Here is a 16,132-nt window from a genome sequence, read left to right on the forward strand (position 1 = left end):
CAGAGCCACCCACGATAAAAACAGAAGGATAAAGGACAGGATGCCTGAGGCTGGCATAACGGATGCGCTTTGTTTAGAACACATTACTTATGCCTATGCGGCACAAACATCAGCGGTGCGACCAGTACTGCATGATGTCTCATTGTCTATCCCCAAAGGGCAATCCTGCGCGATTGTCGGTGCATCGGGGTCGGGTAAAAGCACCTTATTGAACATCGCTGGTTTGCTGGATAGACCCACTTCCGGCCGCCTGTGGCTGGCAGGTTATGAAATGACGCAGGCGAGCGCCGACGAGCGGGCTGTGATGCGTAATCAGGCCATCGGCTTTGTGTTTCAGAGCTTCAACCTGCTGCCTCGACTGAATATTCTGGACAATGTGGCATTGCCGCTGTGTTACCGGGGCATACCCTCCCATTCAGCCAGACAAAGAGCCAGGCACCAACTGGTGCGTGTCGGGTTGGCTGACCATCTTCATCATCGCCCTGCCAGTCTGTCAGGTGGGCAACGTCAGCGAGTTGCTATTGCCCGCGCGCTAGTGGGGGAACCGGCCCTGCTGTTGGCGGATGAACCTACTGGTAATCTCGATAGCGAAACCGCACGCGACATTATCGATTTGCTACTTACCCTGAATCGTGATCAGGCGGTGACACTGGTAATCGTGACACACGATAGGGCGATTGCCGGGTGCATGCAGCGGTGCATTCAGGTTCAGGATGGCCGGGTATGGGAGCGGTCTCATGCGTGAGATGATGCCTGTGGCTTACGGGCCTTCACTGCGCCAGCGATTAATAGAACCGCTTGAGAGCCTGCGGATGCTGGGACGCCGTGCGGTGCTGGCGTTGTTAGGGATTGCTATGGGTTGTGGAGCCGTGGTGGCGTTGATCAATGTTGGCTATAACGCCGAGGCACAGGCGATGTCGGTATTCAGGAATATGGGCAGCGATCTGCTAGTGGCGAATATCCAGCTACCTGCCGGTAATCAGACACGACGCTACACACCGGAAATACTGGACATCGCCGCGTTGTATCAGGTGATACCCGATATTCTGGGGGCCTCTGCGCTGACGATGACATCGGTTGAAGCCCGCGTGCAGGGGCGATCGTTCAATACGGTGGTGGTCGGGGTAAATCCTGCCCTGGCACGGGTGTTGGACTTACAAACGGCGCAAGGTCGTTTTCTGAGTCAGTATGATGCTCGCAGTACTTACGCCGTGTTTGGTGCTCATATCGCGGCTGAACTGCTCGCGAAAGGCATTTCCGTCACGCCCGGTGAGAGAGTGCAATTGGGCGATTATCTGTTTCAGGTGGTGGGGATCCTGCAACCCCGGGAGCAGAATCCGATGGTGGTGGTGTCGGTTGATGACAGCATTTTAGTGCCGGGAGAGAGTATGCGTCGTCTGGTTCCCTCGCCGCAAATCAATATGTTACTGGCCCGTAGCCATAGTAGCGATACGCTGGAACGCATCGCACCGCAACTACACGACTGGCTGCTGAGCGCACTGCCGGGTCGTCAGATAGAGGTACAAATACCCCAACAATTATTGTCGGGCATTGCGCAACAGTCGCGCATGTTTTCCTGGTTGCTGGCAGGCCTGGGGGGGATTTCTCTGCTGGCAGGCGGCGTTGGCGTGATGAACGTGATGCTGATGAATGTCTCGGAGCGTCGGCGTGAGATTGGTGTGCGTGTCGCGCTGGGGGCGCGTTCCCGTGATATTGCCAGCCTGTTTCTGCTGGAGGCCATCGCACTGGCGGTGGTGGGCGCGTTGGTGGGGGCTGTCGGTGGCATTGGTGCAGCCTGGTTATTTGTGATGGTTTCCGACTGGGCGAGCTTTGCCCTTTCTCCCCTCTCATTGCCATTGGGAATAGGCAGTTCGGTGCTCACCGGCCTGTTTTTTGGTCTGAATCCGGCGTTGTCAGCGGCGCGCCTTCAACCGGTACAGGCATTACGCGATGAATAAGGTGCTGTTCTGCTTGTGGTTACTCGTGTTGTTCGGTGCCTGCGCCAGGGCGGATACACAACTGACTCCCTCTCAGCCGACACGTTCCGGCGCGTCTTCACCGGCCACCGCCCGTGTGTCGCTCAATGAACAGACCATTGATCTGACGCTCAGCGATGCCATCTATCTGGGATTACGCGATAACCGGGCTATCCGCAGTGCTTATCTGTACCGGGTGGCTCAAAAGTTCGATCTGCGTGTGGCTGAAGATCGCTTTACACCCAAGTTGGTGCTCAGCAGTAGCTATTTGTCGACCCGAAACCAGTCGGATCGTTATCGCCAGGGTAACCTGACGCCGACGTCAACCTTGCTCACACCTTATGGTACGCGTGTGAGTCTGGGGTGGGCGTACCGGCGTACTGACGCGAATGTGGCAGGCGTGTCGCGTAATGACGGGGTAAATCTTTCAGTTATCCAGCCACTGCTGCGCGGTGCAGGAAAAGATGTCGCCACTGCACCGGTACGGCAGGCCCGTCTGGCTGAACAGATGAACCGGCTCAGCCTGAAATCTACGGTTTCACAGACCATTACCCAGATAATCACCGCCTATCGTGAGTTACTGCGTGCGCAGGAGCAGGTACAGATTGCGCGGGACGCGCTGGCGCGGGCCAGACAATTGGTTGAGGTTAACCGCGCCATGATAGCCGCTGGTCGTATGGCGGAGTTCGAGATAGTACAAACCGAGGCTGAAGTCGCCAATCAGGAACTGGGTTACGAAGATGCCCGTAATCAATTGGATACAACACGTCTGGCGCTGCTGCAATTACTGGCTTTGAATCTGGATACGCCGATTGTAGCGACAGAGGCCATGCAGGCATCGCGCGTTGACGTGAATGCTGCGCAGGCGTTGAGTCAGGCCGAGTCATTGCAACCGGCTTATCTGAGCCATCTGATTGCCAGCGAGCAGGCGCAAATCAATCTGACGGTCGCGCGTAATGACCAGTTGTGGGACGTATCGCTGGTCGGTGGGACTAACCAGGTTAATGACCGCAATACACAGAGCGGTAATGCGCGTACCTGGGAAAACTATGTTGGCGTCCAGGTGGATATTCCAATCGGCGATCTGAGCCGTCGGCAAGCCGAAGTGCAGGCGCAAGTCGGGGTGCGTGATCAGGCGCTGCAACTGGCTGAAGCCCGCCAGCAGCTTGAGCGTGATGTGACCAATGCGGTTCGGGATATTGGTGTGCGATGGCGGCAGTTTGAAATAGCGCAGCGTGCCCGTGACTTATCGCGTCGTAAGCTGGACATTGAGCGGGAAAAACTCGCGGTCGGCCGTTCCAGTAACTTTCAGGTGCTGAGTTTTGAAAACGATCTGCGCAATGCGGAAAATGCGCGGCTTAATGCCCTGATAGGTTACATGAATGCTCAGGCGGTACTGGATGAAGCACTGGGGACGACGCTGGAAAGTTGGGATATCGCGCTGAATGATTAATATCAAGACACGAAAACAACGTTTACTGGCGCTGGGCACGGTCGTATTGGTTCTGCTGGTCGCCGGGCTGTCTTTTCGTCATGCCGATACCGGGGCTGCCGATAGCGTACCAGCGCAATGGGTGCGTGTTGAACCGCAGCGTCTGGAAAACCAACTAGGTCTGGTCGGGCAAATTCAGGCGGCAACCAGGATAACGCTGGCGGCCCCCTTTGAAGGTGTTGTCCGTGATGTGCGGGTACGAGAAGGTCAGTCGGTTGTCAGGGATCAAATCCTGCTTTCCCTCGATCCTGCCTTGCTTGAAATCCAGATGCGTCAGGCTCAGGCCGATGTCCTCAAGGCTCAGCGTGAGGTACAGCAATACCGTCAATGGGAAAAAGGGGCTGAGGTTTCTCGTGCACGGCGCGCTGTAGCGAATGCCAGACAGGAGTTGAGCAATACCGAAGCCAGTTTACGCGATACGCAAACGCTGTTTGCGCGCGGTATTGTGGCGCGAATGGAAGTGGATGCGCTCACGCAACAAGTACGCACGCAGCGTCAGGAACTGCTCGCGGCACAGGAAGAACTTGCCACGGTGTTAGCGCGTGGGCAGGGCGAGGAGCGTAAGATTGCCGAGATGGAGCTGCTCAATGCACAGGCGCGTTATCAGGCGCTGGAAGTGATGTACGCGCACCGGGATATCACCGCACCGGTCGCGGGTTTTATTGTCCGTCCCACCACACCGGAAAACAGCCGACCGATAATGGTGCAGACCGGTGTTCAGGTGGCGCAGGGAACGCCGCTACTGACGCTGATTGGACAGGATCGTTTCCAGGTACTCGCGCGCGTGGAGGAAACCGACTTGCACTTATTGCAGGAAGGCATGCTGGTACAAATCACCGGAGACGGCTTTGCTGGTCAGGAACTGGTCGGGCACATTGCGTCTATCGCCGTTCAGGGTAGCGAAACGGATGTGCAGAGCACTGGCGCGCGCTACGACATTGTGGTCTCGGTCGATAGCGCGTTGTCGGACTTTACTCCCCCCATTCGCCTCGGGATGAGTGCGCGGCTGGCGGTTATCTTGTATCGCACTGAGCAGGGCATGGCCGTTGCGCCAGAGGCGATACAGACTGATGAACACGGCCAGCCCTACGTGTTTTATCGCCCGGCACCGGATGCACCGGTTTCCAGAGTGCCTGTCACGCCCGGTCGGTCTGTGGTGCAGGGGGTGGAGGTGCAAGGTCTGCAAGCCGGTTACGTTCAGGTGTTTTCCCGATAAATCCCCACCACGGCGTCCTCGCCGACGTAACCGTAGCCGCGGTACATGCCTTCGCTGTTGAACGGCAGTGCGATATTGCCCTGGTAGTCAACGGCGATAAGCCCGCCGCTACCGCCCAGCGCCAGCACTTTTTCCATCACGACTTTATCGGCGGCTTGCGACAGCGGCAGATTGGCGTATTCCATCAGCGCGGAGACATCATAGGCGGCGACGGTACGCATGAATACCTCGCCGGTGCCAGTGCAGGAGACCGCGACGGTGCGGTTGTTGGCGTAGCAGCCAGCGCCAATGATGGGTGAGTCGCCGACACGTCCGGCACGCTTGTTGGTCATGCCGCCGGTGGACGTGGCGGCCGCCAGATTTCCGGCAGCATCCAGCGCAACGGCACCCACCGTACCGAATTTGCGATCCGGATCGAGCGGATCAGCGCCCTGCGTTTGGCGTTCGCCGTCGTGATCCAGCAGGATCTTGTCATGACCTGCCTGCGCTTTTAGCAACTGCTGATAGCGTTCGTCGGTGGAGAAAAAATCTGGCTCGACCATCTCCAGCCCTTGCTCACGGGCGAAGGTTTCTGCGCCTTCTGCCGTGAACATCACGTGCGGGCTGCGTTCCAGCACGGTGCGAGCAGCCAGAATCGGGTTGCGGATATGGTTTACCCCGGCAATGGCACCGGCGTCCAGCGAGCGGCCATCCATAATACTGGCGTCCAGTTCGTGGGTGCCACGGTGGGTAAACACGGCACCTTTGCCAGCATTGAACAACGGGCACTCTTCCAGCAGACGTACGGCTTCGGTGACCGCATCCAGCGCGCTGCCGTTGGCAGCCAGAATTTCCTGCCCACGGGTGACAATCGCCTGCAACGCGGCGCGATAGCGCTGTTCTTTTTCACTGTCCATCGCCGTGCGGCTCAGCGCGCCTGCGCCGCCATGAATCACAATGACCGGTTTCATCTTGGATGTGCTTCCTTATGTTCAGGGCATTAATTCTGCGTGGTTGCCAGATAGGAAAAGGCACCCAGCAAGCTGACGATCGGCGCGATGGTGGGTGACTGGTAACCCACGGTGATGGCATCTTTGCGAACAACGCCTGGGATCAGGCAGAACAGGTCTGCCAGTACCGGTTTGGCGACCATCAGTTCCAGCTCATACGGTGGCTGCAAACGGGTGGTGGTTTCTTTATGCGCTTTTTGCACCGCCTGGGTTGCTGCCAGCCGGATAGCGTTGCGGGCGGCCTCCGGGCTGAGCGATTCTGCCGCGGTCTGGGAAATAGCGCGTTTCACGCAGGCATAATCGGCCGCCGGGTAGTAACGCGTGATCCAGCTTTGCAGCGTGTCGTCGCCGCTGACCAGCCACAACGGGGTGTTCAGTTCAGCACCTGCCGCCGCGTAGATGTCACTTTCGCCCATCACTTCGCCGTTGATTCGCACCCGATAAAACGCCCGGCCGTTAATGGTGTGCGCCAGTACGCCGTGCTCACCGGCAGCGCTGTGGTAACCGATGAACATCAAACCATCGAATTGCTGCTGTTGCAGCCCTTCCACCATCGACAAACCGCGTGGTTTGCCCTGCACCAGACGGGCGCGCGGGTCGATGTTTTCAGCGCGCAGGTTGGTCATGGCGGCATGACTGTCGGCCACCACCACCTCGCTGGCACCACCGGCGAACGCGCCTTCGATGGCGGCGTTCACTTCCTGTTCCATCAACCCGCGTGCTATCTGGTGTTCTGGTGTGCCGGGGCTGCACTGTTCCGGTCGCATCACACCCGCGATGCCTTCGATATCCGCAGAAATAAATACTTTCATGTCAGCGTCCTTATCGCCTGTTCTCAGGCGGTTATGCGAAATCTTGTGCCAGACGGTCCAGTACCTGAGTCAGGGCCGGGCGATGGTGGCCGCGAAAACCGGTGACGGCCTCGGCCTGTAACAACGCATCCAGCACCGCGTGTTCGGTGGCGTCGGCCGCGGCATTCAGTAGCGGCTCCAGTTGCGCGTCTTCCGGTGGCTGCGGTGTGGGTTGGGTGGAAAAGGCCACCGCGATATCGCCGGAACCGTGACCCCAATAGCTGCCGAGCCGACCGAGCCCGGCACCCGCGCGGCGGGCGATGCGGGTCAACTGACGGGCATCAAGCGCGGCGTCAGTCGCCATAATAATGATGATGGAACCGGCATCCTGCTGCGGTGTCAGTTCCGGCAGCAGAGGCGCAATGGCGTCGCCAACCTGCACGCCGTCCAGCGTCAGGGCGGGCAGTGTGCCGAAATTGGCCAGCACCAGTACCCCGAGGGTGGCGTCCAGTTCCGCAATCTGCCGCGAAGCGGTGCCGATGCCGCCTTTGAGCGCGAAGCAGCTCATGCCGCGCCCGGCACCCACGCTGCCACGAGCGAAATCCGCCGTGGCGCTATCCAACGCGGTGCGCGCCATCGCTTCGGTGACGGCCAGCGCCTGAATATCATTGAGCCAGCCGTCGTTGCACTCCAGCGCCAGCGGATTGACGGTCGGCAAACGGCGGCCCAGTTCGGGATTGCGACCAATCGCGTCGCGTACCAACGTGGTGAAGAGTGTGCCGACTGACAGGGTGTTGCCGAGCAGGATGGGAGTTTGTAATTGTCCCAGTTCTTCAATCTGCACCAGCCCTACCGGTTTGGCGAAACCGTTGAGCACCGCCGCACCGCAGGGCAGCGGTTGTATAAACAGGTTATCGCTGTTTGGCACAATGGCGGTCACGCCGGTCTGAATCTCGCCTTCGGCCAGCGTAGCATGGCCGACCCGCACGCCGGGTACGTCGCTCAGGCGATTATGCGGGCCGCAGGGCAGGCGCGGTGTGCCGAGTTGTCGCTCTGTCCGCCAGCGTTGCAGCAGCGGTACCAGTTGCGCCTGTTGATAAGGTGTCATGATCGGTTCGCTCAGCTTTTCAGTTTCGGGTCCAGCGTATCGCGCAGCGCATCGCCCAGCAGGTTAAAGGCCAGCACGGTGCAGAAAATCGCTAAACCGGGGAAGACGCTGACGTGCCACTGGCCTGCCATCATCATGCTACGGCTCATCGCCAGAATGTTGCCCCATTCCGGCACATCCGGTTCCGGCCCCAGGCCGATGAAACTCAGCCCGGCAGCGGTCAGAATACTGGTACCGATACGCATGGTGAAATACACAATCACGTTCGGCAAGGTACCCGGCAGGATATGGCGCAACAGAATGACCCGGTCCGGCGCACCGGCGCAGCGGACGGCTTCAACGTAGGCCGCCTGTTTGAGTGAGAGCGTGGAGGCGCGCACAATGCGGGCGAACACCGGCACGCTGAATACCGCTACCGCGATAATCACGTTATTCAGGCTGGGGCCGAGGATTGCCACCACGGCAATCGCCAGCAACATGCCGGGGAACGCGAACAGCACGTCGCAGCCGCGCATGATCAGCATGTCGATAGTGCGTCCATAGTAGCCCGCCAGCAAGCCGAGGGCGATGCCCGCCACCATACCCAGTGTGACGGAGACAATACCGATGTACAGCGAAATGCGTGCGCCGTAAATGATGCGGCTCATCACATCGCGGCCCAGATCGTCGGTGCCCATCCAGTGGCTGGCGGAAGGCGACGCGCCGAGCGCCATCCAGTCTGGCTCCATCGGGTTCCAGGGAGCCAGCCAGGGGGCGAACACCGCCACCAGCACCAGCAGTAACACAAAACCGCCGGAGGCCAGCGCCATCGGGTTGCGGATGAACGCATGCAGAAAATCGCGCCACGGTGAACGAATCGTACTGTCGTTCAGGGCGGAGGAGGGTGCCACGATCGGCTCTTGAGAGGTGTTCATCGCAGCTCCTAACGCAGACGAATGGCCGGGTTCACCACTGCGTACAGCAGGTCGACCAGCAGGTTGATCAGGATAAATTCAAATACGAACAGCATCACCAGTGCCTGAATCACCGGCTGATCCTGGCTCTTGATGGATTCAATCAACAGCCAGCCGAGCCCCGGCCAGTTGAACACGCTTTCCACCACAATCGAACCACCCAGCAGAAAGCCGAACTGCAACCCGAGCATGGTGATAACCGGGATCAGCGCGTTGCGCATCACGTGTTTCCAGACAATCAGCCGCTGGCGCAGCCCTTTGGCACGGGCGGTGCGCACGTAGTCTTCCTGCATCACTTCCAGAAACGCCGAGCGGGTGAAGCGCGCCATCACCGCCGCGACCGAAGCGCCCAACGTTAGCGCGGGCAGAATAATGTCGGCCGGTTTGTTGAAACCGCTGACTGAGAAAAGGCCGAACGGCATGGCGACAAACTGAATTAGCAACAGGCCGAGCCAGAACGGCGGCATCGAAATGCCGCCTACCGCCAGACTCATCAAAGACCAGTCCTGCCATTTGCCCCGTTTAAGCGCGGCAAACACGCCGATCAGCAGGCCGAGGATCACCGACCAGACGAAACCGGCCAGCGCCAGCCACAGCGTTGGCAGAAAACTTTTTTTGATGACGCTCAGCACCGGCTGTTGAGTACGGTAGGTGACGCCAAGGTCACCGTGAACCAACCCGGTCAGCCAGTGGAGGTACTGCTGCGGCAGTGGATCGTTCAACCCTAAATGCGCACGGGCGGCTTCCACTGCCTCAATGGGAGCGTCGGGGCCGGCATAGATCCGTGCCGGGTCACCCGGTAACAGTTTGATAAAACCGAACACCAACAGGGAGATCACCAGCAGGACCGGGATCATTTCCAGCAAACGTCGGACGATATAAGCAAACATGGTGATCCCCTGTGCGATTACTTGAACTCAGCCTGATCGAAGATCAGAGAACCGTCTGCCAGCATGTAAACGCCAGACAGATTTTTCACTTTACCGACCAGGTTGTCCGGTACACCCAGGAACACCACCGGCGCGTCTTTCCAGATCAGTTTCTGGGCATCGGCATACGCGGCAGCACGTTTGCTGTTATCTGAGGTAGCCAGACCCGCGACGATAGCTTTGTCCACATCCGGGTTGCTGTAGTAAGAGACGTTGTAGGCTTTCGGCACCCAGGATTCTGTCGCGAACAGCGGACGCAGTGCCCAGTCGGCATCGCCGGTAGACGGTGACCAGCCACCGTAGTACAAGTCGAATTCAGCCTGTTTCGGGTCTTTCACGCCGAACAGTTTTTCGTTGCGGGTACCGGAGTCCATCGGGGTCACGGTGACTTTGATGCCGACCTGCTCAAGCTGCTGTTTGAAGAACTGCGCACTGCGCACAGCGGAGGTGGCGTTGCTGACCCACAGTTTCAGTTCCAGCCCTTTTTCGTAACCGGCTTCTTTCAACAGATCCTTCGCTTTCGCAGGGCTGTAGGTATAGTTCGGCTCGCTCTGGCTGGAGAAGAACTGCACGCGCGGTGCCATGGCGGAGGCGGCAGGCAGACCCATACCGGCGAAACCCACTCTCAGCCACATAGTCCGGTTGATGGCAAAGTTCAGCGCCTGGCGTACCCGCACGTCACTCAGCGGGCCGTGCTGGGTGTTGATAGCCATGTAGTACAGATAGATGCTGGGGTCACGCTGGACAGCCAGCTTGGTGTCATCTTCAACGGTTTTCACCAGGTCGGACGGCAGCGGGTAGATAGCGTCAGACTGGCCGGATTTCAAGGCGGCGACGCGGGTGGCGTCTTCCGGCGACGGGTAGAAGGTCACGTTATCAACTTTCGGCCAGCCTTTCTGCCAGTAGTTGTCGTATTTAGTCAGTTTGACGTCTTTACCCTGCTGCCATTCGACAAACTTGAACGGACCGGTACCGACCGGGTGTACGCGCAACTGGGTTTCATCCGGGTACTGTTGCAACGCAGCCGGGCTGTGCATCACCGCAGACGGATGCGCCAGGGTGTTGATAAACGCACCGAAGGATTTATTCAGCTCGATTTTGACCTGTGTCGGCGATACGACCGTCACATTCTTGATCATATTAAACAGGCTGTTGCGCTTGAGCCCTTTGCTCTGGTCGGCCAGACGGTCAAGGTTGGCTTTGACTGCATCAGCGTTGAACGGTGTACCGTCCTGAAAGGTCACGCCCTCGCGCAGCGTGATGGTGTATTCGGTCGCATCGGCGTTGCCGGTGTAACCGGTTGCCAGTTGCGGCACCAGCTTCATCTGGTCATCGAACTGGAACAGACGCTCGAAGATCCCGCTCTGGATGGAGTAACTCAGGGTATCCGAGGTGTCATGCGGATCCAGCCCGGTGATGTCAGCGTACATGGAAATGCGCAGATCCTGAGCCTGGGCGGCAGCGGCGGCTAAACACAATGACAGCCCAAGTGCGACAGCGGAACGACGTGAAGTTACTGCGGGTAGTAACGATTTCATGGTGTCTCCTGTAAATGGTTTGTGTTGCTGGTTGTTGTGCTGCTTTCTATTATTGTTTGTTTTTATTACTGTTTAATTTTCACCGTGGTCAGTACGTTGCCGACGTGGTGACTGCTCTCAGGCAGTTAGGGTGTCCCTGGTGTTGGACGGTGCTACGGTTTACTACTGACGAGCAATAATGTCTTACGGTCAATAACGTCTTACGATCAATAACGTCAGGCCCCTGTTGATGGCGACCCGAACCCGGCTTCGCTGACCCAATGGTGCGGGGCGACTTCGCGGTAGCGGGCTTTTTCCACCACCTCGTTCGCCTTACGCAACGGTGAGGGGATTTCGCTGTCGTCCAGTTCACGGGTATAGCGACGCTCAGGGTCGGCGATCGGTACCGAGGCCAGCAGACGCCGGGTGTACGGATGCTGCGGGTTGTTGAACACCGACTGACGCGGGCCGATTTCCACTATTTGACCGAGGTACATCACGGCCACGCGGTTGGCGATGCGTTCCACCACCGCCATGTCATGGGAGATGAAAATCCATGACACGCCGGTCTTCTGTTGTAAGTCCATCATCAGGTTGACCACCTGTGCCTGAATCGACACATCGAGCGCCGACACAGCCTCGTCAGCAATGATCACCTGAGGGTGCAGCGCCATCGCACGGGCAATGGCGATACGTTGACGCTGGCCGCCGGAAAATTCGTGCGGATAGCGCTGTGCGTGTTCCGGTTGCAGGCCGACGCTTTTCAGTAGCGCCTGCACCTGCGGGGTGGCCTCTTCCAGCGACTTCACCAGCCCGTGCAGCAGCAACGGCTCGGCAATGGTGAAACCTACCGTCAGACGGGGGTTGAGCGAGGCGTAAGGGTCCTGAAACACCATCTGCATTTTGCGGCGCAACGGCTGGAAGTCGCGGTCATGTAAACCGGCAATCTCCTGACCGTCGAACAACAGGCTATCCGTCTGGCTTTCCACCAGACGCAGCAGCGCCCGCCCGGTGGTGGATTTGCCACAGCCGGATTCGCCGACGATCGCCAGCGTTTCCCCCGGCCAGACGGCGAAATCAATTTGCTCTACCGCATGTACCCGGTGGGTGACGGAAGAGAAAATGCCGCTGCGGATGGGGTAGTAGACTTTCAGGCCACGAATATCGAGCAACGGCGGGGCGTCATAACGCGCGGTCATGTGATCCGGTTCCGTCGTCGCGTTTTGCTGCCCTAGCAGCGGGAAGCGCCTGGGCCAGGCGCTGTCGCGCATATCGCCCAGTCGCGGTACTGCCGCCAGCAGTGCCTTGGTGTAGTCGTGCTGCGGGCGGTTGAAAATATCCTCGACCCGACCTTGTTCCACCACCTCACCGCGATACATGACCACCACACGGTCCGCGATTTCCGCCACCACGCCCATATCATGGGTAATGAACAACACTGACATGTTGCTCTGGCGTTGCAGGTTGCGCAGGATTTGCAGGATGCGTGCCTGTACCGTCACGTCCAGCGCGGTGGTGGGTTCGTCGGCGATCAGTAACTGCGGGTCGCAAACCAGCGCCTGGGCTATCATCACCCGCTGGCGCATCCCGCCGGACAGCGAATGCGGATAGCTGTTCATCACCCGGTCAATATCCGCGATCCGCACTTTGCGCAGCAGTTCGCGCGCTTTGCTATCGGCGCTGGCCGCGTCGCACATGTGGTGGTCGAGCAAGGCCTCGGTGAGTTGATCACCCACTTTCAGCACCGGGTTGAGGGAAGTCATCGGCTCCTGAAAGATCATCGCCATATCGCGACCGCGCAGGCGGCGACGGGCATCGTCCTTCAGGCTCAGCAGGTCATGGCGGCGACCGGTGCTATCGGTAAAGCGAATGCCGCCACGTTCAATTCGGGCGGATGCGGCCAGCAGCCCCATGACCGTCAGCGACGTGACGGATTTGCCGGAGCCGCTCTCGCCGACCACGGCGACCACTTCCCCTTTGTTGAGGCTGAAGGATACGCCCTTGAGCGCCAGATGGGTGCCGGAGCGACCGCTGAAGCTAACGCTCAGGTCGTCTATCTCCAGCACCGGCTGCGGTGTTGGGGCAGAGGCCGTCGCAGCAGGGATTGCGGTTAGGGTGGTATCCGTCATCGTCACTCCGGTAGGTTCTGTCACAGCCAGATGCGGCCAAGGTTATACGTCAGGTAAGGCGAGCTGTCGGCGGCCAGCCAAATCGGGCCATCCAGATCAACGTGTTCGGCCGCCAGCGCCACCGGCAGAGCGGCTTCCATCGCCAGCGAGGAGCCGAGCATGCAGCCAACCATGATGCGCAGGTCGTGCTGACGTGCCTGCGCCACCATCGCCAGTGCTTCGGTCAGTCCGCCGCATTTGTCCAGCTTGATGTTGATCATCTCGTAGCGGTCGCACAACGCGGCGATGTCGCCCCGGTGGTGGCAGCTTTCATCGGCGCATACTGCGATCGCGTGTTCAAACGTCGCCAGCGCGCTGTCCTGTCCGGCAGGTAACGGCTGCTCGACCATCGCGATGCGATGAGCGGCTAACTGGCGCAGCAACGATTCCAGATCCAACCCGCTCCAGGCCTCATTGGCATCGACAATCAACGTGACATTAGGAGCCGCCTGGCGGATTGCCGCCACTTTTTCCAGAATCTGATCCCGGTCGAGCTTGATCTTCAATAACAACGCGCCGCGCGACACCGCATCTTTGGCGGCGTTCGCCATGTTTTCCAGCGTGTCGAGGCTCAGGGTCTCGGCGGTAATGATCGACTGCGGTGGTGCGATGGCGAGGTGCTGCCACAGCGTTTGTCGGGCAAGCGCGGCATTCAGTCGCCACAAGGCGCAGTCCAGGGCGTTGCGTGCCGATCCCGGCGGCAACGACTGTTGCAGTGCTTCCAGACTGATACCGTTTTCCACTGCCTGACGCACGGTTTCCAACTGGCGGGTGACGCTGTCGGCCGTTTCCTGATAGTGCGCGGTGGGCGTGCATTCCCCACGGCCGATAAAACCGCGCTCTTCCAGTGTAACCCGCACCACGGTGACGGCGGTACGGGTGCCGCGGGATATAGCGAACGGACGGGCCAGCGGCAGCTCTACGGTTTCAATTTGCATCTGTCGCATCGGGTTATCCCTGGGTTTTCAGCAGCGTCGCAATGTCATCAATACCGAAGCGGATCGGGTCGGTGGCAGGAACACCGAAGCGTTCGCTCAGGCCACGGCAGTACTCACGCGCTTCCTGTTCGCCATAGTTGGAGGTGTTGATGGCGAAACCCGCCAACTGCACCTCCGGGTTGGTCACACGAGCAGCGCGCAGGCAGGCATCCACACACTCATCCAGTTCCACCATCGGTTGATGCGGCAGGTGGCGCATGTGCGGGCGACCCATTTCATGGCACATCACCAGCCAGTGCGGCTGAGCACCGTGGATAAGACCGGTGGTGACCCCAGCGTAGGACGGATGAAACAGCGACCCCTGACCTTCAACGATATCCCAGTGGTCATCGTCATTGGCAGGAGACAACGCTTCTGCCGCACCAGCGATAAAATCGGCGATCACGGCGTCAATGGCGATGCCGTCGCCGGCTACCAGCACCCCGGTTTGACCGGTGGCACGGAAATCCGCCTTCATCCCCTGTGCACGCATGGTGGCTTCCAGCGCCAGCGAGGTGTACATTTTGCCAACCGAGCAGTCGGTACCGACGGTCAGTACGCGTTTACCGCTGCGTTTCTTACCACTGCCGACGGTTAATTCCGGGCGCATGTGACGAATATCGAACAGCTCCACCTGATGCTGCTCTGCCAGCGCCTGTAAACCGGGGACATCAATCAGCCGCTGGTGCAGGCCATTGGCAATGTTCATACCGGCTTCGATGGCGGCACGCACGGTGTCCAGCCAGTGCGGCGGCAGAAAGCCACCGGCGTTGGCGGTACCCAGTACCAGCGTTTTAGCGCCACGTGCCACCGCGGTGGGGATATCCAGATCATCGAGCCCCAGCGACACCGTGCTGCCCGGCAGGCGTAACTGGCCTACACACTGTTCGGGGCGCCAGGTGTGAATGCCGCGTGCTGTTTTCACCGCCAGCGGGTCGGTCACATCGCCAAGAAAAAGCAGGTAAGGTTGTGGAATCAGCATGATGTCTTATCCGTGGTTGCATAGTGATGACATGAGAGAAGATGTCTATGACTATTCCACGATGCTTTTTTTCTGACGAATGCTTGTTTATGGGTAGGGTATAACCTGATGTTATGGGGTTGTTTTTAATTAGTTATTTGTTATTTAATGATTTTTTCTTTCAAATACCCGTAAGGTATACCGGCGGGTTATGCCAATACAGGCAGATCAAAATCTTTTGTATTGACGGAAAACCCGTAGAGGGATGGTGTCTAGCCGATCATAAACCCCACCAACAGGCTCAATGCCGTGACTACCACCATCAGCATCAGCGATTGCATCATCCGTATGGATTGCCGGGTACAAGGGTGACCATGGCGCTGCAGAGCGCGCAATCGCAGACGCGACCAGATATACGTGACCAGCGCCATCACCAGCAGGAACAACCCGGTGGCCAGCATCAGCGGCTCTGTGGTGATCGAACCAGCTTTGAGCAGTAAAAGGCTGTTGATCAGCAGCACAAAGGCGGTACGCGACCAGGCAAGCCGCGTGCGCTCCGGTTGCAGGCCAGGGTCGCGCGACGGGGTATCGGCAGGTGCGGTCATGGCGGTTACATCAGCAGGATAATCAGCGCCAGTGCCACTGACGTCAGGCTCACGACGCTGGCGACGGCGACGAGCAGACGGGTATACGGCAGCGCTTGCCCGGCACGCATCGCCCGCTCGTTATCGGCCCAGCGTTGGTAAGCCATCCACGCCAGCAGCGCCGCTGCCAGCGCCAGAAAGGCTGAAATACCGGCCCGGATGGTGGGTGACCCCAGCGTGGGGGCAAACTGGTCAATGGCGATGGCACCGGCCAGAAACGCCAGCGCGGTACGAATCCAGGCCAGAAAGGTGCGCTCGTTAGCCAGCGAAAAGCGATAATCCGGCGTTGTTCCCTGTTGCTGCCAGGGAATTTTCTTGCCTGACGGCGTGGGTGAAGGTGGTGAAGAGACGGAATCACTCATGAACATCAGCAGCCTGCGGATAAATAATGCCGGTATTCTACATGGCTGA

General features: G+C 59.0%; 15 protein-coding genes. 4 read left to right on the top strand and 11 right to left on the bottom strand.

Annotated features, from left to right (window positions below; translation table 11 throughout):
- The first annotated feature begins 40 nt into the window (after positions 1-40).
- From LF929_RS00665 to LF929_RS00680, 4 genes are read left to right on the top strand one after another with little or no spacing between them, the layout of a single operon-like run.
- Entirely contained in the window at positions 41-745 is a 705-nt protein-coding gene (locus LF929_RS00665; protein ID WP_226093354.1) for an ABC transporter ATP-binding protein, read from the top strand.
- The gene (locus tag LF929_RS00670) at positions 738-1,958 is read left to right on the top strand and encodes an ABC transporter permease (protein WP_226093353.1); all 1,221 of its coding nucleotides are present in this window, start codon (positions 738-740) and stop codon (positions 1,956-1,958) included. Before LF929_RS00665 ends, LF929_RS00670 begins: the two co-directional genes overlap by 8 nt.
- A complete protein-coding gene (locus tag LF929_RS00675; RefSeq protein ID WP_038906689.1) occupies positions 1,951-3,429 on the top strand; it encodes a TolC family protein in 1,479 nt (492 codons plus the stop codon). The genes LF929_RS00670 and LF929_RS00675 overlap by 8 nt, the downstream gene beginning before the upstream one ends.
- A complete protein-coding gene (locus LF929_RS00680) occupies positions 3,422-4,684 on the top strand; it encodes an HlyD family secretion protein (protein ID WP_210175105.1) in 1,263 nt (420 codons plus the stop codon). The genes LF929_RS00675 and LF929_RS00680 overlap by 8 nt, the downstream gene beginning before the upstream one ends.
- Here the strand turns inward: LF929_RS00680 and LF929_RS00685 are convergent.
- The 11 genes from LF929_RS00685 to LF929_RS00735 form a co-directional block, all read right to left on the bottom strand.
- Positions 4,666-5,634 carry an isoaspartyl peptidase/L-asparaginase family protein gene (locus LF929_RS00685; protein WP_038906691.1) on the bottom strand — a complete coding sequence of 323 codons (969 nt, stop codon included), beginning with the start codon at positions 5,632-5,634 and terminating at the stop codon, positions 4,666-4,668. The two genes, LF929_RS00680 and LF929_RS00685, sit on opposite strands and share 19 nt — an antisense overlap.
- A 29-nt stretch (positions 5,635-5,663) precedes the next feature.
- Positions 5,664-6,485, bottom strand: a complete 822-nt coding sequence (locus LF929_RS00690; protein ID WP_016943480.1) for a M55 family metallopeptidase — start codon at positions 6,483-6,485, stop codon at positions 5,664-5,666.
- A gap of 31 nt (positions 6,486-6,516) precedes the next feature.
- The gene (locus LF929_RS00695; protein WP_210175106.1) at positions 6,517-7,572 is read right to left on the bottom strand and encodes a P1 family peptidase; all 1,056 of its coding nucleotides are present in this window, start codon (positions 7,570-7,572) and stop codon (positions 6,517-6,519) included.
- Positions 7,573-7,583: 11 nt separating this feature from the next.
- Positions 7,584-8,486, bottom strand: coding sequence for an ABC transporter permease subunit (locus tag LF929_RS00700; protein ID WP_226093352.1), 903 nt, complete (start codon positions 8,484-8,486; stop codon positions 7,584-7,586).
- A gap of 8 nt (positions 8,487-8,494) precedes the next feature.
- Positions 8,495-9,415, bottom strand: a complete 921-nt coding sequence (locus LF929_RS00705; protein WP_038902970.1) for an ABC transporter permease — start codon at positions 9,413-9,415, stop codon at positions 8,495-8,497.
- A 17-nt stretch (positions 9,416-9,432) separates the two neighbouring features.
- Complete coding sequence (locus LF929_RS00710; protein ID WP_038902971.1) at positions 9,433-10,992, bottom strand: glutathione ABC transporter substrate-binding protein; 1,560 nt, start codon at positions 10,990-10,992, stop codon at positions 9,433-9,435.
- A 215-nt stretch (positions 10,993-11,207) separates the two neighbouring features.
- On the bottom strand, positions 11,208-13,100 hold the full coding sequence (locus tag LF929_RS00715) for an ABC transporter ATP-binding protein (RefSeq protein WP_210175107.1): 1,893 nt from the start codon (positions 13,098-13,100) through the stop codon (positions 11,208-11,210).
- 20 nt (positions 13,101-13,120) lie between these two features.
- Positions 13,121-14,086 carry an N-acetyl-D-Glu racemase DgcA gene (gene dgcA, locus LF929_RS00720; protein WP_038902974.1) on the bottom strand — a complete coding sequence of 322 codons (966 nt, stop codon included), beginning with the start codon at positions 14,084-14,086 and terminating at the stop codon, positions 13,121-13,123.
- 4 nt (positions 14,087-14,090) lie between these two features.
- Positions 14,091-15,098 (bottom strand): N-acetyltransferase DgcN, encoded by a 1,008-nt coding sequence (gene dgcN, locus LF929_RS00725; protein ID WP_210175108.1) that lies wholly within the window; start codon positions 15,096-15,098, stop codon positions 14,091-14,093.
- Positions 15,099-15,349: 251 nt separating this feature from the next.
- The gene (locus LF929_RS00730; protein WP_016943473.1) at positions 15,350-15,682 is read right to left on the bottom strand and encodes a DUF202 domain-containing protein; all 333 of its coding nucleotides are present in this window, start codon (positions 15,680-15,682) and stop codon (positions 15,350-15,352) included.
- Between the two features lie 5 nt (positions 15,683-15,687).
- The gene (locus LF929_RS00735; protein ID WP_050570758.1) at positions 15,688-16,089 is read right to left on the bottom strand and encodes a YidH family protein; all 402 of its coding nucleotides are present in this window, start codon (positions 16,087-16,089) and stop codon (positions 15,688-15,690) included.
- Positions 16,090-16,132 lie beyond the last annotated feature (43 nt).

The sequence above is a fragment of the Dickeya oryzae genome, from assembly GCF_020406815.2.
GTDB lineage: Bacteria > Pseudomonadota > Gammaproteobacteria > Enterobacterales > Enterobacteriaceae > Dickeya > Dickeya oryzae.